General features: G+C 67.8%; 15 protein-coding genes and 1 pseudogene. 3 read left to right on the forward strand and 13 right to left on the reverse strand.

All coding sequences use genetic code 11. The features are described 5' to 3' along the window. Positions 1-92: 92 nt before the first annotated feature. The 4 genes from BJF89_RS09410 to BJF89_RS09425 form a co-directional block, all read right to left on the reverse strand. A complete protein-coding gene (locus tag BJF89_RS09410; RefSeq protein ID WP_075814253.1) occupies positions 93-1,706 on the reverse strand; it encodes a (2,3-dihydroxybenzoyl)adenylate synthase in 1,614 nt (537 codons plus the stop codon). A 22-nt stretch (positions 1,707-1,728) separates the two neighbouring features. Further along, entirely contained in the window at positions 1,729-4,428 is a 2,700-nt protein-coding gene (locus BJF89_RS09415) for a condensation domain-containing protein (RefSeq protein ID WP_369803695.1), read from the reverse strand. Positions 4,429-4,580: 152 nt separating this feature from the next. Continuing rightward, positions 4,581-5,861 (reverse strand): phosphopantetheine-binding protein, encoded by a 1,281-nt coding sequence (locus tag BJF89_RS19485; RefSeq protein ID WP_139311956.1) that lies wholly within the window; start codon positions 5,859-5,861, stop codon positions 4,581-4,583. Beyond that, the gene (locus tag BJF89_RS09425; protein ID WP_075814259.1) at positions 5,798-8,527 is read right to left on the reverse strand and encodes an AMP-binding protein; all 2,730 of its coding nucleotides are present in this window, start codon (positions 8,525-8,527) and stop codon (positions 5,798-5,800) included. Before BJF89_RS09425 ends, BJF89_RS19485 begins: the two co-directional genes overlap by 64 nt. 117 nt (positions 8,528-8,644) lie before the next feature. Between BJF89_RS09425 and BJF89_RS09430 the strand changes: the two genes are divergently transcribed. Further along, on the forward strand, positions 8,645-8,923 hold the full coding sequence (locus BJF89_RS09430; RefSeq protein WP_075814261.1) for a phosphopantetheine-binding protein: 279 nt from the start codon (positions 8,645-8,647) through the stop codon (positions 8,921-8,923). Positions 8,924-8,964: 41 nt separating this feature from the next. Here BJF89_RS09430 and BJF89_RS09435 read toward each other — a convergent pair whose 3' ends face one another. Both BJF89_RS09435 and BJF89_RS20010 read right to left on the reverse strand, forming a co-directional pair. After that, the gene (locus tag BJF89_RS09435) at positions 8,965-10,650 is read right to left on the reverse strand and encodes an amino acid adenylation domain-containing protein (protein ID WP_255372569.1); all 1,686 of its coding nucleotides are present in this window, start codon (positions 10,648-10,650) and stop codon (positions 8,965-8,967) included. Then, positions 10,647-12,000 (reverse strand): annotated as a pseudogene (locus tag BJF89_RS20010) (SidA/IucD/PvdA family monooxygenase). The gene BJF89_RS09435 and the pseudogene BJF89_RS20010 overlap by 4 nt, the downstream one beginning before the upstream one ends. A gap of 154 nt (positions 12,001-12,154) precedes the next feature. On the opposite strand from BJF89_RS20010, the gene BJF89_RS09445 reads away from it, so the two are divergent. Beyond that, the gene (locus BJF89_RS09445) at positions 12,155-12,874 is read left to right on the forward strand and encodes a GNAT family N-acetyltransferase (protein WP_075814263.1); all 720 of its coding nucleotides are present in this window, start codon (positions 12,155-12,157) and stop codon (positions 12,872-12,874) included. Positions 12,875-12,948: 74 nt separating this feature from the next. Here the strand turns inward: BJF89_RS09445 and BJF89_RS09450 are convergent, their stop codons facing one another. The 7 genes from BJF89_RS09450 to BJF89_RS09480 form a co-directional block, all read right to left on the reverse strand. Next, positions 12,949-14,265: a hypothetical protein gene (locus tag BJF89_RS09450; protein ID WP_139311957.1), complete on the reverse strand. Its 1,317-nt coding sequence runs from the start codon at positions 14,263-14,265 to the stop codon at positions 12,949-12,951. Between the two features lie 43 nt (positions 14,266-14,308). Next, positions 14,309-15,382, reverse strand: coding sequence for an acyl-CoA dehydrogenase family protein (locus BJF89_RS09455; RefSeq protein ID WP_075814266.1), 1,074 nt, complete (start codon positions 15,380-15,382; stop codon positions 14,309-14,311). Further along, positions 15,379-16,482, reverse strand: coding sequence for a dimethylsulfone monooxygenase SfnG (gene sfnG / locus BJF89_RS09460; RefSeq protein ID WP_075814267.1), 1,104 nt, complete (start codon positions 16,480-16,482; stop codon positions 15,379-15,381). Before sfnG ends, BJF89_RS09455 begins: the two co-directional genes overlap by 4 nt. A gap of 13 nt (positions 16,483-16,495) precedes the next feature. Then, positions 16,496-17,044: a flavin reductase family protein gene (locus BJF89_RS09465; RefSeq protein ID WP_083650614.1), complete on the reverse strand. Its 549-nt coding sequence runs from the start codon at positions 17,042-17,044 to the stop codon at positions 16,496-16,498. Positions 17,045-17,154: 110 nt separating this feature from the next. Then, the gene (locus tag BJF89_RS09470; RefSeq protein WP_075814269.1) at positions 17,155-18,450 is read right to left on the reverse strand and encodes an acyl-CoA dehydrogenase; all 1,296 of its coding nucleotides are present in this window, start codon (positions 18,448-18,450) and stop codon (positions 17,155-17,157) included. Next, entirely contained in the window at positions 18,447-19,907 is a 1,461-nt protein-coding gene (locus tag BJF89_RS09475; RefSeq protein ID WP_083650615.1) for an LLM class flavin-dependent oxidoreductase, read from the reverse strand. The genes BJF89_RS09470 and BJF89_RS09475 overlap by 4 nt, the downstream gene beginning before the upstream one ends. Next, positions 19,904-21,247, reverse strand: coding sequence for a monooxygenase (locus BJF89_RS09480; protein WP_075814398.1), 1,344 nt, complete (start codon positions 21,245-21,247; stop codon positions 19,904-19,906). The genes BJF89_RS09475 and BJF89_RS09480 overlap by 4 nt, the downstream gene beginning before the upstream one ends. Before the next feature lie 293 nt (positions 21,248-21,540). On the opposite strand from BJF89_RS09480, the gene BJF89_RS09485 reads away from it, so the two are divergent. After that, on the forward strand, positions 21,541-22,800 hold the full coding sequence (locus BJF89_RS09485) for an MFS transporter (protein ID WP_075814399.1): 1,260 nt from the start codon (positions 21,541-21,543) through the stop codon (positions 22,798-22,800). Positions 22,801-22,822 lie beyond the last annotated feature (22 nt).

The raw sequence follows: 22,822 nt of genomic DNA on the forward strand, positions 1-22,822 counted from the left end.
CGCGTGCGGAGACAGCGAACCCAACTGCCCGCCGTGACCTAGCAACCCCGGAGGTTGGCGCGACTGACCTCCGGGGTTGCTGTGTTGCGGCCTCAGACCGTCTGGTCCTTCTTGCTGACCTTGCCCACACCGGTGAACGGGAACTCATCGACGATGTCGATGATGTCGGGCACAGCGAAGCTCGCCAACCCCTGCTCTCTCACGTACTTCTTCAAGGCCGTCGGCTTCAGTGGCATGGCGGCGTTCTTCCGGGGGATGACCAGGGCACGTGTCTTCTCACCGAGGAACTCATCGGGGACGCCGACGACCGAGACGTCATGTACTCCCGGGTGGGTGAGGAGGACATTCTCGACGGCTTCGGGTGCGATCTTCTCTCCTCCGCGGTTGATCTGGTCTTTCGCCCGTCCGACCACGGTGATCGTACCGTCCTTGAAGATCACGATGTCGCCGGTGCGGTAGAACCCGTCACTGGTGAAGGAGCGCGCATTGACCTCCGGTGCGCGGTGGTACTGGCGGATGGTGTACGGACCGCGCGTGAGGAGGTTCCCGGGCGTGCCTTCGGGGACCTCGTTGTCCTCGTCATCGACGACACGGATTTCGTCGTACGGGCTCATCGGCCGGCCTTGTGTCGACACGATCTCCTCGATCCCGGCGTCCAACGGTGTGTAGTTGACGAGTCCCTCGGCCATGCCGAAAACTTGTTGGAGGTTCCATCCGAGCTCCGGCCGGACCCGACGGGCCGCAGCCTCGGAGAGTTTGGCACCGCCGACCCACACGGTTCGTACGCTGTGCAGATCGTGCTCTGCCCTGTCCGGGTAGTTGAGCACGCTGATCAGTGCCGGCGGAACCAGTGCGAGATGCGTGACCCGGTGTTGTTCGATGAGAGGCAGCACCTCAGTCGGCATCGGGCCGTCAGCGAAGACGATCGTCGCACCGACCTGCACCGCACCGAGAATCCCCGGCGAGCTCATCGTGAAGTTGTGTGACGCCGGCAGTGCGACCAGGAGCACGGCGTCGGCACGTAGGTCGCAGACGTCGATGGAGGCCCTGACGGAGCACAGGTAGTCGTCGTGGGTCCGGGGGATCTGCTTGGGGACCCCGGTTGTACCGCCGGACAGTTGCAGGAACGCCAGATCATCTGCTGCTCCCGGGGTGGGGGTGGCAGGGAGGGCGCCCTGCACGGGGGAGCGGGTGTCGCCACGGGTCCAGGGCTCGTCGGCGCGTTCGTCCACGAGGATGCACGTGGGGTTTCTGCCGTCCGGGAGTGGTTGGGTGAGTTCAGCCTGCACACGCGTCAGGTGTCTGTTCGGGTTTGACGTCCCGACATAGTGGGAGGCGGGCGCGTGCATCGCGAAGTGGCGCACATCGGATGCCCCGTGAGCGGGCAGCGCGAAGACCGGGACCGCACCGAGCCGCCAGAGGGCGAAGACGGCCTCCAGGTAGGCCACGCTGTTCGGCAGTTGCACGATGACCTTGACCCCGCGCCTCACTCCGGCGTGGGCCAGGACGGTGGCCGCGCGGGCCACACCGGCGTCGAGCTCCGCCCACGTCAGCGAGCGCACCTTGTCGACGGCGGCTGTGGCGTGCGGACGGGCTGTCACGGTCCGTCGGAAGAGCTTCCAGTGGGTGTCGCCGTTCCATGCTCCGAGCTGTCGGTAGTGCTCAGCGCTCTGACGGGAGAAGCCGTTGGCGAGGAGGTCGGTCATGACAGTGATTCCTTTGCGGTCGTCAGGGCTTTGATGATGACGGGGGCGATACGGTCCCACCCGTCGTCGCTGGTGAGTCCTGCGTGGGTCGTGTCGAGGGACAGGGTCTCAGGGTCCCGGGGCAGGGCGGTGCGCCAGGCGGGGATCGGGGCCCAGCCGCGTGCGGCACCGGTGTCGTCGGGCCGGCCGGCGAGCCGGTGATCCGCGCGGGTGGCGACGATGATCTGGCTGCCCCGGTGAAGCCGGACAGGTCGACCGGGGCGGCCGACCGCAGTAATGCGTCGCAGAACACCAGGTTCTCGCGGAGGGTGGGGAGCGCCGAGAGCCCGGACGTCTCTGCCTGCCCGTCCGTCCCCGTGAGCGCCTCGAGTTGTTCGCCGGTGAGTTGGTCCACTCCAGGCAGGTCGGTGGTCCCGGCGCGGGTATCCGACGGGGCCGTGCCGGCGGGATAGGCGTCCAGGATGCCGAGGTAGCTGACCTCCTCGCCTCTGCGGAGCAGTTCGGCCGTCATGGTCTGTGCAACGACACCACCGAAGGAGTAGCCCAGCAGACGGTAGGGGCCTGTCGGGTGAACTTGTTGCACCGTGTCGACGTACCGGGCGGCCAGGCCTTCGACATCTGTACCCTCCGGGTGGGGGTCGGGAAGTTGGAGACCTGTCACTGGGATGTCGAGGTGGTCCAGGCGTGCTGCCAGTCCGCGGAACGGGAGGGCGAGCCCTCCGGCGGGATGGACACAGACCAGTGGTTCTTCGTTGCCGTCGGCCAGTGGCAGGACGTTCTGCACGGGTGTGGCTCGGCCGTCGTCCGGGGTGAGTCGTGCTGCCAGAGCATCCGGGGAACCGGTCTCGACGATGTCCTGGATCGTGACTACGTCGAGCCCGTGGGTGCCGGTACGGCGGAGTTTCCCGAGCAGTCGCATGGCGAGCAGCGAGTGCCCGCCGATGTCGAAGAAGTTGTCCGCGGTGCGTACGTGGTCGACACCGAGGAGGTCCGCCATGACACCGGCGATCACGTCGGCGGCGCTGGTGGCACCGGCGGTGGTCGTGGGTGCGGACGGTGTCGTACGGGGTGCGGAGGGTGCGGAGAGTGCGGAGGTGGCCGAGATCGACGCGACATCCGTGTTCCAGGGAGGCGTGGTGGCGGCGATCGTGCTGAGTACATCGCCGACGGACCGTCCGTCCGGTGCAGTGGTGTCGGCGAAGGTCTCGAGTATGGTGGTCAGGACCTGTGCTGCGCATTCGACGAACGCCGGGTCGAGCAGGTCCGGGCGGTGCGCCAGGACGATGCGTGGAGTGTCTCCAGGGGGGACGACCACGGAGAGCGGGAAGTTCGTCATTCCGTCGGCATGGACCTCGGTGACCGCTATCCTGCCCGCATCTTCGCCGGATTCGTCGGCATCGTCAGTGACGAGGGCGGGGAAGTTGTCGTAGACCACCAGCGTGTCGAAGAGTGTGCCGAGCCCGGAGAGCTGTTCGATGTGGACCAGCGGTGTGGAGGCGTGGACTGTCATGTCCGCCTGAGCACGGCCGATGCCGGTGATGAGATCGGTGAGGGAGCTTCCGCGGTCCAGTTGCACGCGGGACGGCAGGGTGTTGATGAACAATCCCACGGTGTGTTCGATGCCGTCCAACTCGGTCGGCCGACCGGACACGGTGGTGCCGAAGACCACGTCATCGCGTCCGGTCAGGGCGGCTAGCGTGAGTGTCCAGGCGGCCTGCAGCACGGTGTTCGGGGTGACTCCCTCCTGTCGGGCACGTCGCAGCAGGGATGTGGTGGCGTCCGGGGTGATCTCCTGCACCGTCTCGCCGGCGGTGTCCGTAGTGCCGCTGCGGCGCGCCGGGGCGAGAGAGCCGACGAGGGTGCCGCGTTCGAGTCCACTGAGACGCGACCGCCAGGCGTCGTCGGTGTCGCGTGGGTCCTGCCCGGCCAGCCAGTCCAGGTAGTCGGAGTACGGCGCGGCCGGGGGCAGGGGCTCCCCGTGGTAGAAAGCCAGCAGGTCACGGAGCATCACCGGGGTCGACCAGCCGTCAGTGAGCAGATGGTGGTTGCCCAACACGAGCCGTGCCGAGGCCGTGCCCACCCCGTCGCCCTCTCCGGCGTCGGGCAGAAGAACGAGGGTGGCGGTGACGAGAGGGCCGGTCTCAGGGTCGACGGAACGCAGCGCCGTCTCGTGCAGCAGGTCGTCCGCTGCGCGGACGGCGGCGGGGCGGGGGATCGACCGTAGGTCGACACGGCGCCACGGGAGGTCGACGTCGCGGGGGATCAGTTGAGCCGGGTCGTCACCTGCCGCCGTGTCGAAACGGGCGCGCAGCAGGTCGTGCCGGGCGAGCACGTCGTGGAAGGCGTGGTGGAGCCGGTTCTCGTCGACGGTGCCACGCAGGTCCACACCTGCTGCGAGGACGTAGCCGTCACCGCCGCTGACGGAGTGGTAGAGCAGCGCCTCCTGTAGTGGTGACACGGGGAGGACATCCGCCAGCGGCCCGTGGCGGCGCTCCCAGGTGTCGATCGTGTCCTGGCTGACCCCGTCCAGGTGCAGGTCCGAAGGGGTCGCGCCTCCGTCGCTGGTCAGCGACAGCACCGCCAGGTCGGTGAAAGCGTCGGTGATCTTCTCCAGCATGTCCTGCACACGGTCGGAGCCGGTGGCCAGGACGATGTCACCGTCACCGTCACCGTCACCGACGGTGAGGAGAGGGGAGTAGGCGGTGTCGCCGTGGGGGACCATCCGTGTGTCACCGCACACGACGGTCAGCGCGGGGGAGCGTGGTGTCCCATCTTGGCCGTCGATGCTGCGTAGATGCTCCTTGGCGTGCAGGAGTGCGGAGCGGGGTGACCCGGGTGCCGTATCGGGGAGGGCGGGGATGTGGCGGACTGTGCTCAGCGCGCCGAGCACAGTGTCCTCGACCGTGGACGAGGGCCTGGTCCGCGTCCTTGTGAGGAGGTCGACCGGGCCTCCGGTCGCCAGCAGTGCGGCGGCCGCGGCCACGTCGTCGGTGGTCGCGGAGTACAACGCTGAGAGGCGGTCGAAGAGTTCGGCCGCACCGGGCAGGGGGCATCTGCGGGTGACGATCGGGGAGGAGACGACATCCCGGGGCGCGGGCGCGTCGCGCGCCATGAGTGGACGGCGCCGTCCTGGTGGCTGAGGTGATGTCCCTGCAGAGCATCGGCAAGATCATCCAGCAGCGTCGCGGAGGACGCGGGGTCCATGACTCCGGCGTCGACGGCGACACGGACAGTGTGTCCCACACCCGGCTCCGGCGAGACGGCGAACCGCCACACGGTGCCCGACGCAGGGTCGAGGGACCCGGCGAGTTCGTCGTCGGTGACCGTCGCAGGGGCGATGACTGAATCCGCAGGCACGAGAGGGGTGCGGGGGACGATGAACCTCGGAGCGTCGGCAGCGGAGTTGTCGAGGACCGCTCGCAGGGCGGCGTGTGTGGTCATCATGGCCGTGGCGGCGGTTGCCGCGGTGGCCGCGGTGACCGGTGCGGATCCGTCGGGAAGCGTCATGCTCCCGAGGTAGACCGGACGGGGTCCTGACACGGTGCTGGTGGGGACGGCACCCGTGTCGTAGCGCAGTTCCCGGACGGCTCCGGTGGCAGCGGTTCCACCGGTGCCACCTTCTGCGGCCTGGTCGCCGGTCGCTGTGACCCTGGTCGCCGCTGCGGCGACATCGGAGAGATCCACACCGGTGAGCAGGTCCTTCGCCTGAATGGCCCACCCTCGGCGGCGGAGACGCCCGGCGACGGTGAGGGCGCCGATACTGTCGCCACCGAGGGAGATGAAGTCGAGGTCCAGGTCGACGTCGCCGGTCCCGAGCAGCTCGGTGACGACGTCCGCCACTGCCTGTTCGGAGTCGGTCAGCATGCGGCGGGCGGAGTGCCCGGCGTCGGGACCGGTCGCGGCGGGGGTTGCCTGAGACGTCAGAGATGCCAGCGCGGTACGGTCAATCTTTCCGCCGACGGTCAACGGCAGGCGGTCATGCACCAGGAGCCGGGTGGGGACGAGGTGTCCGGGGACAACGGCGGCCAGGTCGGTGCGCAGCGATGCCGCGGTCACGGGGGAGCCGTCCGTCGTGACGTGGGCGATGAGCTTCAGCGCGCCGGGGTTGCCGAACGTCCCCACGGCCGCACCGGTGACCGGTGGGAGGGACAGCAACGCGGCTTCGACTTCGGCGGGCTCGACCCGGTGGCCCCGGATCTCCAGTTGCTGGTCGCGCGCCCGAGGAAGTGGTGGGAGCCACGGCGTGACCCGTCGGCGGCCGGCACCCAGGTGACCAGGTCGCCTGTGCGGTAACGTCGGCGGGAGTCCGTGACGTCGAAGGCTGCGGCGGTCTGTTCTGGACGACCGTGGTACCCCAGTGCGACCTGGGGGCCCGACAGGTAGAGCTCACCGACCTCGTTGTCGGGTACGACTTCGCCGTCAGCGTCGAGGATCTCCGCGGTCATACCGGGAACGGGGACACCGATGGTCACCGGGCCGTCTGTGACGCGGGTGGCGAGGGCGTCGACCGTGGTTTCGGTGGGGCCGTAGACGTTCCAGGCTGCGAATGACGACCCGGTCGACAGCTCGGAGAGCCGGTCCCACAGTGACTGCGGGACGGCTTCACCGCCGAGGATGACCGTTGATACGACTGTACCGTTCGTCCCGTCCGTCCCGTCCGTGTCATCGAGTGTCCCGGAGTCGATCAGGGCCCCCGCCAGGGACGGTGTGGCGTCCAGGACGTCGATCGTGTCGGAGATGAGTGCCGCCCGCATCAGAGCAGGGTCGCCGACTGTCTCTGTGGAGTAGAGGTGCACCGTTGCGCCGGTGAAGATCCAGGAGAGCTGGTCGATCGCGGCGTCGAAGGAGAAGGATGCGGTGTGGGCGACGTGAAGGCTGGCACCGTCGGTGCCACCACGCGCACGGGACCAGGCGTCCGGATACAGCGTGGAGCGGTGGCCGGCGAAAAGTGCCTCGACGGCGCTGCGGGGAACCTGGACACCTTTGGGCGTGCCCGTCGTGCCCGAGGTGTAGAGCAGGTACGCCAGGCCGGTGACCACCGGTGATGTACCGACGGGGCGGGTCGTGTCGATGGGGTGGACACCGGTGTCATCGAGGACGGCGACGGCGCCGGAGTCCGCGAGGATCTGTTCGCGTCGCGCCTGCGGGTGTTCGCGGTCAAGGACGACGGCGACACGGTGGGCCCGCCAGGTCGCCAGGAGCGCCGCGGCAAGGTCCACCCCTTTGGGGAGGTCCAGGGCGATGACCTCGTCATGGTGGGTGTATCGCGTCACCAGGTCGGACAGTTCGCCGATGCGGGCGGACAGGGTGGGGCCGTCGAGTGCGGTGTGGTCAGCTGCAGCACTACCGTGGACGAGTCGTCCGGTACCCGTGGCCAGCCCGTCGATGAGTTCGTCGAGGCTCGGGCGCTGGTCAGGCAACGTGACTCCGCGACGCTCCCGGGCGGCGGATTCGATGGCCTCCGCGGTCCGCAGGCGGATGCCCCTCAACGGACCGTCGGCAGTGAGCAGTGCCCGGATGTCCTCGAGGCGGCGGAAGGCGGTGGCCGCGCTCACGCTGTGCGGGTCGGTCTCGAAGGCCAGGTCGACACCACCGTCAGCGGCGGGGGTCACCACCAGGACGAGATCTTCCGGCGGACCGCCGGCGACATTGCGGAGTACACCGGGGATCCCGTGGAAGTCGAGGGTGAAGTCGAATGTCTTGAGGTTCACCCCGATGCCGTGCAGGACGGCCGGGGTGCCCAGTTCCCGGGCCAGCTCACTACCGGGGAAACGCTGGTGGGCCCGGACCGCGTCGAGCGATTCGCGGGCCACCGCAGCCAGGTCGGTCACCGTGGCGTGGGGGTCCACCGGGAACCGCAGGGGAAGCATGTTGACCAGCATGGCCGGGGTGCGGCGGAGCGGGCCGGACGTCCGGGCCATCATCGGCAGCGCGATCAGTGCCTCGCACTGCCCGTCGTCAGTGCTTCCGGCGAAGCCGAGCTTGCGTAACCAGGCGGCGTAGGCCGCGATGACCAGATCGGACCACACCAGTCCGTGGGCCTCTGCCCGGGCCTTGAGTTCGTCGACGTCGGCGGCACCGAGCCGTAGGGAGGTGGTGATGCTGGCCGTTCCGGCTCCGTGGACCAGGTCTTCGCGTCCGGACGTGTCAGGGGTGGGTGACAGGCGGTCCCGCCAGTAGCCCCGGTCGGCGGCGTGGTCCGGACCCGAGAGGTAGGCGACGTCGGCCTCGACAACCTCCCTGACGGAGGCGAAGCGGTTCTTCCGCGCCGGGCGCCCGCCGGCGAGGGCGGTGTAGTGGGCCGCGGTACGTCTGGTCAGCAGTGCAGCGCTGTAGCCGTCGACGATGATGTGATGGTACAGCTGTATGCACCACACCTCGCTGTGTTCTCCTCCGTGCTGTCCGCCGAGGTTGAGGACCAGGTAGCGGAACAGTGGCCCGGTGGTCATGGTGCGCCACCGCTCACCGCAGGCGGCTTTTTCGGCGTCGATGACCGCCATCGCTGTGAGACGGGGGTCGGGGGAGTCGGAGAGGTCCAGGATCTCGGGAGTTTCTGCCGGGGTCTCGTCGACGTACTGGCGTGGCCCGTCCGTAGTCTCTGTGAAGCGCAGACGGAGTGTCTCCGCTTCGTCGACGGTCAGCCGGAGTGCCTCGGCAAGCAGGTCGGTGTCGGTTCCGGAACCGGCCTCCGGGGTACCGCGCAGCTCGAGGACCTCTCCCACCACGTAGTACGGGGACGTCGGGTCCAGCTGCTGGGCATTCCAGATCCCGCGTTGTGCAGCGGTCAGGGGGAGGAGGGACGGGGACGACTGGTGGGGCACCGGTGGTCCTTTCGTGGTCGATGATTGGAGAGGCTTACTTAATCTGTTGGTGCGGTGGTACAGTCTGCGCGTCACCGATGCGATGACTTCAGAGAACACGACAGACGAAGGTGGAAGATGACGGACGCGACGACTGGCACGACGACGGGCGATCAGGTTGAGAGCCGGGTGGAGGCTACGATGCAGCGGTTGCTCAACAGGGTGGCTGAACTCCTGAACATTGAGGTCTCCCAGATCGACACCGGGGAGGAACTCATGGACCAGGGGCTCGATTCGGTCCGGCTCGTCGAGGTTGTGACTTTCCTGCGGAAGGAGGGGTTCGACGCCGACTTCGCCGACCTCGCCGAGGACAGTTCGGTGGACGCCTGGCGTGAACTGCTCGCCGAACAGGCGTAGCTAACTCGGCCAACTCGGCCAACTCGGCAGGTCCGGACCATTCAGCCCTCGCCGCGGTGTGCTTTCAGCGCGGCGCGGTCGAGTTTTCCGTTGGGACTGACCGGAAGCGCATCAAGCACCGTGATCCGGGTGGGGACCATGTACTCGGGCACGCTCCCGGCCAACTGTGCGCTGAGCTCTGCGGTATCCGGGGCGGCACCCGGTTCGGCGGCGACGATGAAGGCGAGCAGGGTGTCGGCACCACCGTGGTTCACTGCCACGGCTGCCGCCTGGCGCACTCCGTCCAGTTCGCGGAGTCGGGACTCGACTTCCCCGAGCTCGACGCGGTTGCCGCGGATCTTCACCTGGTCTCCGATCCGTCCCAGGAACTGCAGCATCCGCGTACCGTCGACCTCCGTCCAGGAGACCACGTCGCCGGTGCGGTACATGCGGCCTCCGTCGATGTCCGGACGGGGAGACTCCACGAAGACCTCCGTCGTCAGTTCCGTCCGGCCGAAGTAGCCGTTGCCCACCTGGGGCCCTGAGATGCACAGTTCGCCGGGACGGTTCCAGTTCGGTGAGGAGGGGTCGACCTCGACGCCGTCCTCGTCCAGGACGTACACGCCCACATTGTCTTCGGGCAGGCCGAGCAGGCTGGCACGGTCGTCGAAGTCTTCGGCGCTGATGAGTTCGTCGGTGTACTCCACCCAGGTGACGTCCATCGCCGCCTCCGTCGGTCCGTACAGGCCGTGGACGCGACAGCCGATCCCCGCCCGCGCCCGCCGGACGACGTCGGCCGGCACGGCCTCGCCACCGAGAAGCAGGTGCCGGATATTCGACAGGGAGGACAAGGGTGTACCGAAATCGTCGAGGATGTCGAGGAGCACGCGCATCAGGGACGGCACCATCGACAGGACCGTCACGTCGTGGCCGGAAATGAGTTCCACCATGGTGTCGACGTCCCCGGGCCACCAGTCCGGGCCCGGTACCACCACGGTGCCGCCGGTCGACAGCGGGCCGAGCAATTCGGCGACACCGACGTCGAAACTGACCGGGGCTTTCTGCAGCATCCGGATACTTCCGGCGTTTCCGAGCACCCGGCCCATCCACAGGAAGTGGGCGGCGACGCCGAGGTGGGTGTTCAGTGCTCCCTTGGGCGTGCCGGTCGTGCCCGAGGTGTAGATCAGGTAGCAGTCGTCGGTCGGTCGGACAGGGCGGGACTGCCCGGCGGCCTCGAAACGGGGTCCCTGGTCGGACAGGAACGCCCGACCCAGCGGTGAATCGTCGGTGACGGTGCCACCCACCGTTGCGCCTTCGAGTTCCGTCTCCGGCGGCAGGGAGGCACCACCGAGCGCGAATGCGGCGGAGGGGGCGCAGTCCTCGAGGATGAAGCTGACGCGTTTAGCCGGGTAGGAGGCGTCCACCGGGACGTAAACTGCACCGGCGCGGATGATGCCTACGGCGAGGACCGGCAACCAGCCGCAGCGGTGTGCCACGACCACGACCCGGTCGCCGGTACCGATACCGTTGGACCGTAGGTAGCGGGCGACCGCTGACGATCTACGGTCCAGTTCGGCGTAGGTGAGGTTTCCTCCGTCACCCACCACGGCGGGACGGTCACCTCCGCCGGCCAAGGTGCGGTGCAGGAGGGCGTCCAGCGTCGCCGGTTCCACCGGAGCGGCGGGGCCGAAGCGGAGGTCCCCTTCCAGGCCGGTGTAGAAGCGGGTGGTGGTGTCGGGTGCGGTCACAGAAGGGTCCTTTCGGGACGGGAGGGGGCACGGCGCAGAGACTCCGGGAGTGGGGCGGCGCCCGCTCCGAGACCGGCGAGGATGCGGTCGGAGAGCTCACCGAGACAACTGAGGTTGGCCATGCCGGGCCCCTGGGACATGCCGGACAGGGTGGGGAGGAACAGTGGCGGGTTCATACCGGTCAGGGCCAGGTCGGCTCCGATCCTGTCCTCGACGGTGGACGGGGTCACCGCTCCGCCACAAGCCTCGATGAGGCGGGCGACGACCTGGTCGTTCATCATGCGGGTGAACCAGAGCGGAGAGTTGCCGCGGGCGTCGACGACAAGGTCCACGAGCTCCGTACGGTCCCCGATACGCAGTTCGGCCATTCCATCCCGGTCGTGGACTGCGGAGACCCGGCCGCGGAGGTGGCTGACCCTGTCCTCGGCCATGAGTTTCTCCTGCACCTGGGCGGAGAATACGCCGCGGTCGCAGCGGTTGATCACGTCGCGACGGGCTGCATCGTCCAGGTCGGTCCAGAGTCTCGGATCAGTGTAGAGCTCGTTCTCGAAGGAACCTTCCGCACGAGTGAAGATCGTGGGGGAGGGAGAAACCACTGCGATATCGACGACATCGTGGCCGATGAGTTCCTCGACGATGCTGGCGGAAGTCTCGCCGCCGCCGATGACCGCCACCCGGGACGCCGGGGGAAGCTGCGCAGATGACACCGCCTGCCAGAACCCCGCCACCGAGTACACCGTCGGGAGCGGAGCGATACGCCGGTCGGACCGTCCTGGCCCGGTGAGCATCAGGCGTCGGCTTCCAGGCGTGACGATGTCCCGTCGATTCGGTCGACGGACAGGGACCAGCCCCGGGATGAACCGTCGCGGGCAGAATCGGCGCGGAGTCCGATGCGTGTCACCTGACCGTGGACCAGCGTCATCCGCGACTTTTCCGCGGCCCAGCGCAGGTAGTCCGCCCACAGGTAGTGCCGTGGGTTGGGGTGACCGTGATCCACCCACCAGGCGTACCGGTCGGTGTCGACGAGGAAACTCGTCCATCCGATGTCCAGCAGTGTCCGGTCAACGGCCCGGTTTACCCCGTCGGCGTCTCCGGCAATGCGGGTGCGGTACGGGAATCCGATGTCTTTGGTCGGGGACGTGCCCAGCTGGTGTCGACCGTCGGTCCAGCCACCGCCGGAACGCCAGTTACCGCCGACCCCTGGTAGTCGACGACGGTGACCGTCGGCGAGGGAAGGCCGAGTGTGCGCAGAGCATGGGCCTTGGCCTGGACGGCGACGGCCTTGGGGCCGGCGCCGAGGATCACGAGTGAGGAAGCGGGGGGCTGTTCAGCGGGACGTCGGTGTGGCAGGTTCGACACTGTGAGGGGTGCTCCTGTGGTTGTGTGACGGTTGGGTGTCAGACTGTTTACCGGGCAGGGTACTCTGTCACGGCAGCCCTTATCAAAGGGTAGGAATCCCTAAGTATCAAATGTGCTGTATGACCAGCAGGAGAGGGAAGTAACTGTGACCGAGAACAACATCACGACGGAGGGAATGGCGCAGACGGGGGTAGTGGATCTCAGCGTCCTGCACCGACTGCGTACCGACCTCCCGGACAGCGAATTCCTCGACACCCCGCCCCGGATTCCCGAGGAGTATCAGCGGGGGGCGGACGGGATCACTCTCCGTGTGGCGGACCCGGAGACGGACGCTGAGACGGTCTCGACGTGGATGAACCGGCCCCACCTGGTCGAGACCTGGGACCAGGCATGGAGTGCGGAGGCATGGGCCGCAGACTGGAGAGCGAAGCTGTCGACCACCTACGCCGTGCCGCTGATCCTCTCCTACGACGGTGACCACGGACGTGAAGACGTGGGCTACATGGAGATCTACCGCCCGCGACGAGACGAAATCGGTCAAGCGTACCGGTCTGAGCCCCACGACCTGGGATTCCACGTCGCCATCGGCGAGGCCACGTTGACGGGGAAGGGGATCTTCGGCCCCTTCGTCGGTGATTTCGCGGCGCGACTGCTGCAGTCCGACCCGGAGTGCAGGCTGGTCATGGCGGAACCTGACGTGAGCAACCACCGGGTCCACCGGGTCATGAGCCGTGGCGGAGGGGTGGACGCCGGACAGTGGCAGCAGCGTGCCGACCGGCGCGTCCGGCTGTTCTTCTGGCCGGGCGTGGGCGTCGATCCGCTGTCCCGGTTGAACGGCACCCCCGAGGACGGCGACCTGGTCTGACCTGGTCTGACCTGGCCTGACCTGGTCTGGCCGGGTTGGAGCTTTCCCGGGCTTCGCGCCTCCCGCCTTTGGGGTCAGCCGGTGATGAACCGGCCGGTGACCCCGCTGCCCACCCGCCCGGACCGGCCTCCGGTGCTCTTCGGGTCGGTGACACCGGGCATGCGCACCATGGTCGTGCCGCCGGGGTGCCCACGCTGCAGCCGTTTGGCCACCTGGAATCCGTTGACCTCGGGAAGCTGCGTGAGGTCCACGGTGTAGTCGGCGTCGACGGCCCGGGGCCCGAACAGGTTGATCGCATTCGCCGTACGGGAAACGGTCGGGGGTCCGGTGGTCTCCTCCGGCAGCCCCGCCTCGATCAACCGTGCCAGGACTGCAAGGCTGATCAGCGACTGCTCGAGGTGCGGCCACAACAACACGCCGCCAGCTCCACCGCGTTCATCGACCACCGTCACCCGGGCGAGCCGTTGTGTCCCCAGGATCACGTGGGGAACGCCGTCGACGGGACGGACAGGGCCGGAGACAGAGAGTTTCGCCGAGCTGACCTCCACGGTCGCCCCGGGAGACTGGTCCGGGGCCTGTCCTGTTGCCCTCTCCTCCCCGTGACGCAACCCGTCACGGACCATCTCCAGGGTGCGCAGGACGGCAGGTCCGCCGGTCAGCAGGTCACCGTCGGCACCATCGGGGAGCGCAGGGGGCGGGACGGAGTACTGACGGTCGAGGCGCCCCAGCGTCCGACCCACACCCGGGCTCAGTGGAGAGGTCCGTCCCCGTGCACGCAGTGCCACCGGTGCGGCAGGCAATCCGGCGGTGGCACGGGCGAGCATGACAGCGGTCAGGAGAATCTCGTCATGACTGACACCTGTCTGTGCCGGCAGCATGTCGAGCAGGGCATCGGCGTCGCTGACATCGAAGGTCTTGTACGTCGACGGGCCGCCGCCGGCGAAGGCGGCGGGCGGGTCCATCTCCGCCTGTGGGCCCCAGTCGCCACCGGGAGCGACGGCTTTCCCGTCCAGGAGCATCCGGGCGTCAGTGACCAGTGTGGACCAGGATTCGGCGTCGATGATCCCGCGGTGTGCACACAGCAGTACCCGCGTTTCCGACAGCAGACTGACCCGCCACACCTGGCCGTTCGCCGGGTCCAGCGACGCCGCCAGGTCGCCTGGGCCGGTGCGGTCCGCCGCGATGATGTTGGCCGGGGGGAACCGGACCGCGTCAGGGACCGTCACCACACAGTCGGCGCCGTCTCCGGTCAGCACGGCGCGCAATGCCCCGTGCGCGTCCATCAGTCCGGCGACGAGGAACCGGAGGTCGGCATCCTCGACGGGCGCGGTGGTGTCGAGCGTCGTCCAGTAGACGGCGGAGGTCGGTACCGCGGGAACCCTGAAAGTCATGCCCTGCAGGTTACCGGCTGTCCGGGACCCGACGGCACCGAGGTCACAGACGGCGTCCGGGCACGGGATCGTCGCCACTCAGCGCGGCACGGCCGATCACCGTGAGTTTTTCACGGCGTCGGTCGTGGAGCGTGTGAGTGCGCAGGTCACGCCAGTGACGTGCGAGCGCCCGGCCGCGGTCACCCGTCGCTCCTCCTGTCCCGGTGAGCTCGAAGATCCGGGACGCCAGGTCGACGGTCAGAGCACCGGTCATGGCCTTGGCCGCGGCAACACTGAGGGAGGCGGAGGCGCCCGGTGCGGTACCTGACCAGACCTCATCGACCGAGCGCCCTGCTTTCTCGAGGACGGCCTCGGCCGCAAACTGCTGTGCGACAAGTTCCCCCGCCACGTGGGCCGTGAGCGGATCCGGGTCACGGGAGTGTGCGATCTCCAGGGCGGCATCCAGGGCGGAGCCGGAGATGCCTACGTCGATGGCAGTGTGCAGCAGCTGGGCGAAGGCTCCGTAAGCAGGAGGCGTGAGGGGTGATGACCTCGACACGGATCCCGACACGGGCATGTACCGGATGTCGTCTGCGTGTACCTCGACGTCCTGCAGAATGACCGTGCCGGATGCGGTGAACTCCTGGCCCAGGGCCGTCCAGTCGTCGAGGACGGTCACCCCGGGGGTGTCCACGGGGAGGAAGACGACGAGGCTTTGGTCGTCCTGGCCGGGGTGCCGGGCGGTGACGGCGAGAACGTCGGCGTAGGCGGAACCGGTGCAGAAGACCTTCCGGCCGTTCAGGCGGTTGTTCTCGAGAACGACCGGTGTCCCCTCGGCCTGGGCATTGGCGATGAGTGTGCCGTCGAGAAGGCGGCGGGCCCACCGCTCTTCATCGTGGGGATGGCTCCCGGTGAACAGCCATCGGCTGAAGGTCATGTGACTCTGCGGGATCTGGCCCAGGGACCCGTCCCCGGACGCCAGGATGCGACTTACCTCGGCGATGACTGAGGCGGGGAGTTCCGGACCACCGAGCCGGGCGGGGACGGTGGCGGCGAGCAGGCCGGACCTCTTGAGTCGTTCCACCGCGTCGCGGACGGCAACCGCGCGCCCGGTGCTGTTCCTGCCGGTGTCGTTCATGACCTGACGGGGACCGGCTGCGCTGGGGTGGCGGCACGTAGCGGCTGAATGATTTCCCGTCCGAAGCGTTCGGCCTCCTCCTGGAAGTGCAGGTAGCCGGTGAGGATGAGGTCCACGCCGATACGCCGCAGCTGGTCTATGCGTTCCTCTATCTGCTCCCTCGTCCCGATCAGACCGGTACGGAACCCGTCGTTGTACTGGACGAGGTCCTCGACGGTAGAGTTGGCCCACATTCCCTGCCCGTCGGACGTGGACTGTCCGGCCTGTTTCACTGACTCGCGGAATCCGTCGACGGCGGCGTGGGAGGCGTTGTCCACGATGTGGCGCAGTTTGTCGTGTGCCTGCTTTTCGGTGTCCTCGAGGATGACGAAGGCGTTGACCCCGATACGGGTCTCCCGTCCGGCCGCCTCGGCGTGGTGTCGGACCTTGTCGATCTGCACCGTGAGCTCATCAACGGGGGCGCCGTTGATGAAGTACCAGTCGGCGTAGGCTCCGCCGTTGGCCTGTGCGGCCGTGGAGTTCCCACCCTGGAACAGCTCGGGGGCAACCGTCGGCTGAGGGCTGATGGTGTAGTCGTGCAGCCGGTAGAAGTCGCCCTGGAAGTTCGCCGGGGACTCGGTGAAGACGGCACGCAGCACCTGGAGGAACTCGGCCGAGCGACGGTAGCGTTCATCATGCTCGAGCCAGGGCTCACCGAATTTCTGGAATTCGTCCTTCAACCATCCGGAGACGACGTTGAGCGCGAAACGGCCGTCGTGAATTTCACTGGCCGTGGTGGCCAGGTTCGCCAGGACCGCGGGCTGCCAGAAACCGGGGTGGACGGCGGCGATGACCTTGAGACGTTCGGTGGCTTCGAGCAGCGACAGGGAGAAACTCACCGACTCGTGCTGGGACTCTGCGCCGTAGGAGCCGAGATAACGGACCTGGGTCAGGGCATAGTCGAATCCGACCTGTTCGGCGGTGCGTGCGAGGGTGCGGTTGTAGTCGATACCCCAGTCGGTGCGTTGTTCGACCTCAGAGACGACCAGTCCGCCGGAGACGTTCGGCGTCCAGTAGGCGAACTGGAGGTCGCGGGCGGCGCGTGTGGTTGCGGTGGACATGGCCGGGGGTTCCTCAGAGCTCTCCGACGACGGTGACCTGGGACCCGTGGAAGACCAGTGGGGTCTCCGAGGGTGCTTCCTCATGGACGCGGTCGATCTGCAGGATGGCGGTGATGTGGTCGCCTGTGTCGATGTCGTCGATGACGTGTCCGGTGAGGTGGACGGCGGCGTCGTCCACCAGGACGGCGCCACGGTCAGTCTGCCAGCCGACGCTGTCGAAACGGGTCTCGACCGGGCCGGCGAGCTGACGGACGTGCCCCTGGTGGGTGCGGGTGAGCACGGAGATCCCCAGGTGCTCTGCCGTGCGGAGCAGAGGCCAGGTCCGCGAGCTCTTCTGGACACTGACCGCGACCAGCGCTGGTTCCAGGGAGAGACCCACATAGGATCCGACGATCAGGCCGACCGGATGTCCGTCGACGACTGCGGCGACAGTGGTGATCGGGGTGGGGATGGACGCCCATGCGCTGCGCAGGGACGTCGGTGTCAGCGGGCTGGTTGCGGCGGCCGTGTGCGTCGGCTGGGTAGGCTGGATCGGCTGGGTAGGCTGGATCGGCAAGGTCATGGGGTGTGCTCCTGTGTGGTTGAGCCGGGGCGGGGTGCGGAATGCCGGTGCACTACGTCACCTGCACCTCCGAGTAGACCATGCGGTCTATCGGAGGTGCCAGCATTCTTCTAAGGGGTGAATGGAACGTCCGACGCCCCTCGGACTCCGGCACTCCAGGCGTAGGGAAGTGCTGAGCTGTCCCCGGTGAGAGCGTATTTCCCGATCGCCTGCTGCTTGTATACGGCGGGGTTGTGCTGGGCGAGGGTCCGGGCGTTCCGCCAGTGCCGGTCGAGATTCAGTGCACCCGAGGCCAGGGATGCACCGCCGGTCTCGAAGAGTTCGTTGACCGCGTCGAGGACCAGCGGTATCAGGGCGACCTGGGCCTCGGCGGCCGCGAGTTCGGCGGCATCGACTTCTTCGTCCGTTCCACCGGCGGCCTGGCTTATGAGGTCGGCCACCGCCAGCGTGGTTGCCCGCGCAGCGAAGGCCGCGGCGTTGATCCGGCCCAGGACGGCCTGGACCAACGGGTCTTCCCGGGGAAGGTCGGCGGGAGCGTGGGAGTAGGTACGTTCGCGCCGACCGACGTGGTCCCGGGCGTCATCGGCAGCGCGCCGGACGATGCCAGACAGGGCCGCCAGGTGGAACAGCTGCAGGAACGCAGTGTCCGGGGTCCGTCCGCCGGTGCCGTAGCCGCCAGCGGTGACTGCGTCGCTGTCCACCGGCACATTGTCGAAGATCGTCGTGCCCGATCCAGTCACCCGTTGACCGAAACCGTCCCAGTCATCGATCTGGTGCACCCCGTCCGCGGTGACCGGCACGGTGACGGTCACGCGTTCCCCGTCAAGGTCAGCGGCGACAACGATGACGTCGGCGAAGAGGCTGCCTGTGCTGTAGTACTTTGTCCCGTTGAGGAGGTATCCGTCTGTTCCGTCGGATCCGGTGGTGCCGGTGCCGTCCGTGCTGCGCCGGGTGAGTCTCGTCTGGTAGCGCTCAGCAGCTCCGACTCCACGTTCGGAGATGGCGTTTCCGAAGAGTGTCCCGTTGACGACGGCATGGAGACCGGCCTCTGCGGCCTCTGCGGTCTCGGTGGCATGGGCGCTAGCCGGGTCGGTGGAGTTCACCGCAGTGAGGAATCCTTCCACGGTGGAGAAGTGCACCCGCAGCGCCTGCGTGAGATTCGGGTCCGCCGCGGCCAGGTCAATGAGCAGTGAGAATGTCTGGCGAAGTGTTGCCCCGAACCCGCCGCGGTCAGTGGGGATCCGCAGAGTCCCGAAACCTGCGTTGCGCAGGAGTGTGATGGCTTCGGTAGGTAGCTCGCGACGGTTGTCACGGTCGGCGGCGTCTTCGGCGATGCGGGCGAAGACTGGGCCGAACACCTCCGCAAGCTGTCCGTCACTGACGGTTGTCGTGCGGGAGATGGTCATGTCCGTGCTCCTTCGGTGTCGTTGAATCGTGCTCTGGCGGAGTGCGCCGGGTGGTTGCCGGGGACACGGTCGCCGCGGTTGAATAACCGCTGGCGGAGGGTTCCGGCTGTGTGGCTGGTGGGGTACTCGCCACGGTCCTGCAGGACGGGGACGACATGGTCGATGACGTCCTGGAAGGTCCCCGGGGTGACGGCGTAGGCGAGGTTGAACCCGTCGACCCCCGTGGTGTCGACCCAGTGCTCCAGTTGGTCGGCGACGCTCTCGCCGGAACCGACGAGCACTGGACCGAGCCCTCCGATACCGCCGAATTCCGCGAGCTCGCGCACGGTCCACTCGGCACCGTCTTCGCCGGCGGCGGACTGGAATGCCGCGACGGCGGACTGGATCGCATTGGACCTGATACCGGCGACCGGGTCATCCAGGCCGAACGTGGAGAAGTCCACACCCATCCACCCGGACATCAGTGTCAACGACCCTTCCGGGTCGACATAGGAGCGGTAGTCCTCGGCCTTCGCCCGTGCCTTGTCATCGGTGCTGTCGGTGATGATTGTGAGCAGGGCGTACACCACCACGTCCTCGCGGGTACGCCCGGCGTCGTGCAGTTTCCGTGTCAGCGTCTCCACGACACCGGCGAGTTTCTGCGGTGTCGGGGCTGCGACGAACACGGACTCTGCGTGGGCGGCGGCGAATGTGCTCCCGCGGTCGGATGCCCCGGCCTGGAAGATCACCGGCGTGCGCTGGGGTGAGGGCTCGGACACATGGATGCCCGGCACCGTGTAACGGGCACCACGGTGATGGACGGGATGGACTTTCCCCGGGTCGGTGTAGACACCGCTCGCGGGGTCGGCCCGGACTGCGTCGTCTTCCCAGGAACTTTCCCACAGTTTGTAGAGGACGTCGAGGTACTCGTCGGCGTGGTCGTAGCGTGCGTCGTGGTCGAAGGTGTCGAGCTGCCCACGGGACTGCGTGTTCTCCGCGGCGGAGGGGAGGTATCCGGTCACCACATTCCACCCCAGCCTTCCACCGGTGAGATGGTCGAGGGTGCTGATGCGACGGGCGAACGGGAAGGGGTGCTCGAAGGCGGTCCCCGTGGTCAACCCGAACCCGAGGTGGTCGGTGACCGTGGCCATGGCGCTGATCAGGGGGAGTGGGTCGGTGACAGGGATCTGCGCACCCGAGCGCAACGCGGACTCCGACGAGGCACCGTACAGGTCGTACACACCGAGGACGTCGGCCAGGAAGATCCCGTCGAACAGTCCGTCCTCCAGTGTCCTCGCCAACGAGGTCCAGTACCCCAGGTCGTTGTAGCGGCGTGACTGGTCCTCCGGATGCCGCCAGAGCCCGGGGGACTGATGGACCACGCAGCTCATCTCGAAGGCGTTGAACCGGATGCGACGTCGTGGTGTCGCTGCCGGACTGTCCGGACTGTCCGGACTGGACGGGTTCAGTGCGCTCATGCCGCAGCCTCCCGGAAGGAGGCCACGAAGCTCTGCACGTCGGCGGTGGTACGCAGGATCAGTGCAGGTGAAGGGTCGGAGAACAGACTGAACAGGGCCGTGGCGGCGGCAGGGTCGGTGGCGGCGGAGGCGAAGAACTCCTGTGCCACATCAGTGAACAACGGATCCCCGAGGAACAGCGACGTCACCTCGACGCCGGCTTCGGCATGCTCCCGCCAGTGGTGTTCGAAGAGTTCGGTGAGCAGTTCCCCGTCCCAGCTCCGCCCCTCGTCGAGCGCGGTACGCAGTCCGTCGCGCAACCCGGCCACCTGGTAGGTGCCGAGCTGGGCCCCCTGCCCGGCGATCGGGTCGACGGCGACGGCGGTGTCGCCCAGCGTCGCGACGAGGTGTCCACCTGCCGTGCGGGCGGTGGGCCGGTGGACACGCGGAGTTACCGCGCCCTTGAGCCAGGAGTGCGGATCGGTGTCGATGGGGCGCAGTTGGTCTATGTCGTCAGCGACATCCGGGAACTCGCGGTGATGCAGGGTCTGGAGTACGTCGAGGGCTTCCCCGGCGTCGGTCGCTGAACGGAATGCTTCCTCCGTGGCGGTGCCGGGCCTGGCCCATGCCAGGATCACCCAGGTGTCGTCAGAGACGTGGTCAGGGTCGTCGTCAGAGCCGGTGCTGTCCTTGTGCAGGTGGCGTCCGACGAAGATCTCGCCGTCCTCGTGCAGGGACAGCAGTCCACCGGGAACCGTGCTGCCGCGTCCGCGGAAGACATGGTCGACCGGGAGTCCGTGGGCGGTGACGGTGAGCAGGTAACGCTGCGCGGAGTCGTAGGGTGTGCGTTCGAGATCCGTCTCGAAGAGGTCGGCGAGCCCCGCTTTTCCGGTGGCGACGAAAGTGACGTCGTGTTCGGCGGCGATGGCGTCCAGGGACTCGGGCGTGACCTCGTCGACGATGAACCGGCTGGCGGCCCCGTTGTCGAGGAACTCCCCGAGGCGGTCGTCGGTGCGGAGGCGTGGGTCGACCGACTGGGCCTCGTAGGTGAACCGGGCGGTGAACGAAGCGTCCGGCGGAGCCCCGGCGATGCCCACTGAGCTTGCGGTGAACTGGGCCGTGGGTGACCCGGCGTAGCGGTCGTCGGTGATCGTGCGGTCCGGTACGCGGGAGTTTCCGAAGAGGATGGCGGTACCGGTGGCCGGGAGATCGTCACGGAGCGACGAACGGGAACGGTTGCTGTAGAGATCGACCCGCCAGCCCTGGTTCTGGAACGCCAGTGCGGCGTTGACTCCGGTGAGGCCGGCGCCGACGACGGCGATGGAGGGGACGGGGGACGTGGGTTCTTGGGTATCTGTCATGACCCGGGATCGTAGGAACACCGGTCGCGGTGCGACACTGTTCGTCACGTGCTGTGGAGAACTCTTGACCACGTCGGATGTCGGGGAGTATTACGCGGCGCGCGTGAGGGGGCTCCTGCCACTGCCCGGAGTTTCCGCCCTGACGGCCGGGGAGTAGGTTTGCAGGGGTTCTGACGACGAGATAATCCAGGAGGACGGTAACGGTGGCCGACAGCAGCCAGGCGGGTAGCCAGGCAGACAGCCAGCAGACGGTGCAGAAGGATGCACGTCGCGGACTGCCGGGTGGCCCGGTGATCCCGGTCGTCCTCGCATTCATCGCGGTGGCGGTCGCCGCCGTGAACCTGCGCGCGGGCATCGCCTCACTCGGCCCGGTGCTGTCCGACGTCCTCGAGGCCTTCGGTACGTCGAGCTCCTACGCCGGCCTGATCACGGCTCTCCCGGGCGTGCTCTTCGGTGTGATGGGGCTGTGTGCGGTACCTCTGGCCCGGCGCCTGGGGTTGAGCCGCACCATCCTCATCGGCATGGTCGTGTCCCTGGTGGGACTGGCGGTACGGCCGTGGGTCGGCACCATGGCGGTGTTCATCGTGTTGACCGGGCTGGTGGTCGCCGGCATTGCCCTGGGCAATGTGCTGATTCCGGCGTGGGCGAAGAACTACGGGGGACGACGGACCGTGGCACTGATGACGGTCTACAGCGCACTGTTGGGGGTGTCGGGTGCGGCGGGGCCCTTGTCGGACCTGTGGTTTGACGGGGACGACTCCTGGAAGTGGGCGCTGTTCGTGTGGGCGTTCCTCTGTCTGGCCCAGGTACTCGTCTGGGTGGTCGTGGCGTTCCGCACCGGATCGGACTTCCCGGGTACGCAGGGTAGGAGGTCCGGCGGTGACGCGATCCCGTCGGCGCTGCCGCAACCTACACCGGAAGAGACCGAGAAACTGGCCCGGACCTCGCTGTGGCGCTCGCCGACAGCGGTATTCCTCACCCTGTTCTTCGGGGTCCAGGCGATGAACGCATACCTGCAGATGGGATGGCTGCCGCAGATCTACGTGGACTCCGGTGTCTCCCGCGACGTGGGAAGTGTCGCTCTGGCGATGATCGGTGCCTTCAACATCCTCGGCGGTATCGTGATGCCCACGGTCATTGACCGGGCACGGAGCCTCGCACCGTTCCCGCTGGTGTTCGCGCTGCTCACCGCCGGAGGTTATCTGGGTGTCCTGCTCGCCCCCACAGCGGCGCCCCTGCTGTGGGCCGCACTGCTCGGCCTCGGCGGGTTCTGCTTCCCGACGGCGATCGCCCTGATCACCGCGCGGAGCCGTTCATCGCTGGTGACCGCCCGTCTGTCCGGCTTCGTGCAGCCGATGGGGTACTTCATCGCCGGTGTCGGCCCGTTCATCATCGGACTGGTTCACGGGAGTACCGGTGACTGGTCCGGGATTCTCGTGGCGCTGGTGGTTATCGCGGTGATCATGGGGGTGCTCGGGGTACGCGCGGGGAAGAACACGCTGATCGACGATGAACTGCTCGCACCGCACTGGCGCGAGTACGCAGGGCACTGAGACCGCCTCCAGGTCCCTGACT

Source organism: Corynebacterium sp. CNJ-954 (assembly GCF_001942345.1).
GTDB lineage: Bacteria > Actinomycetota > Actinomycetes > Mycobacteriales > Mycobacteriaceae > Corynebacterium.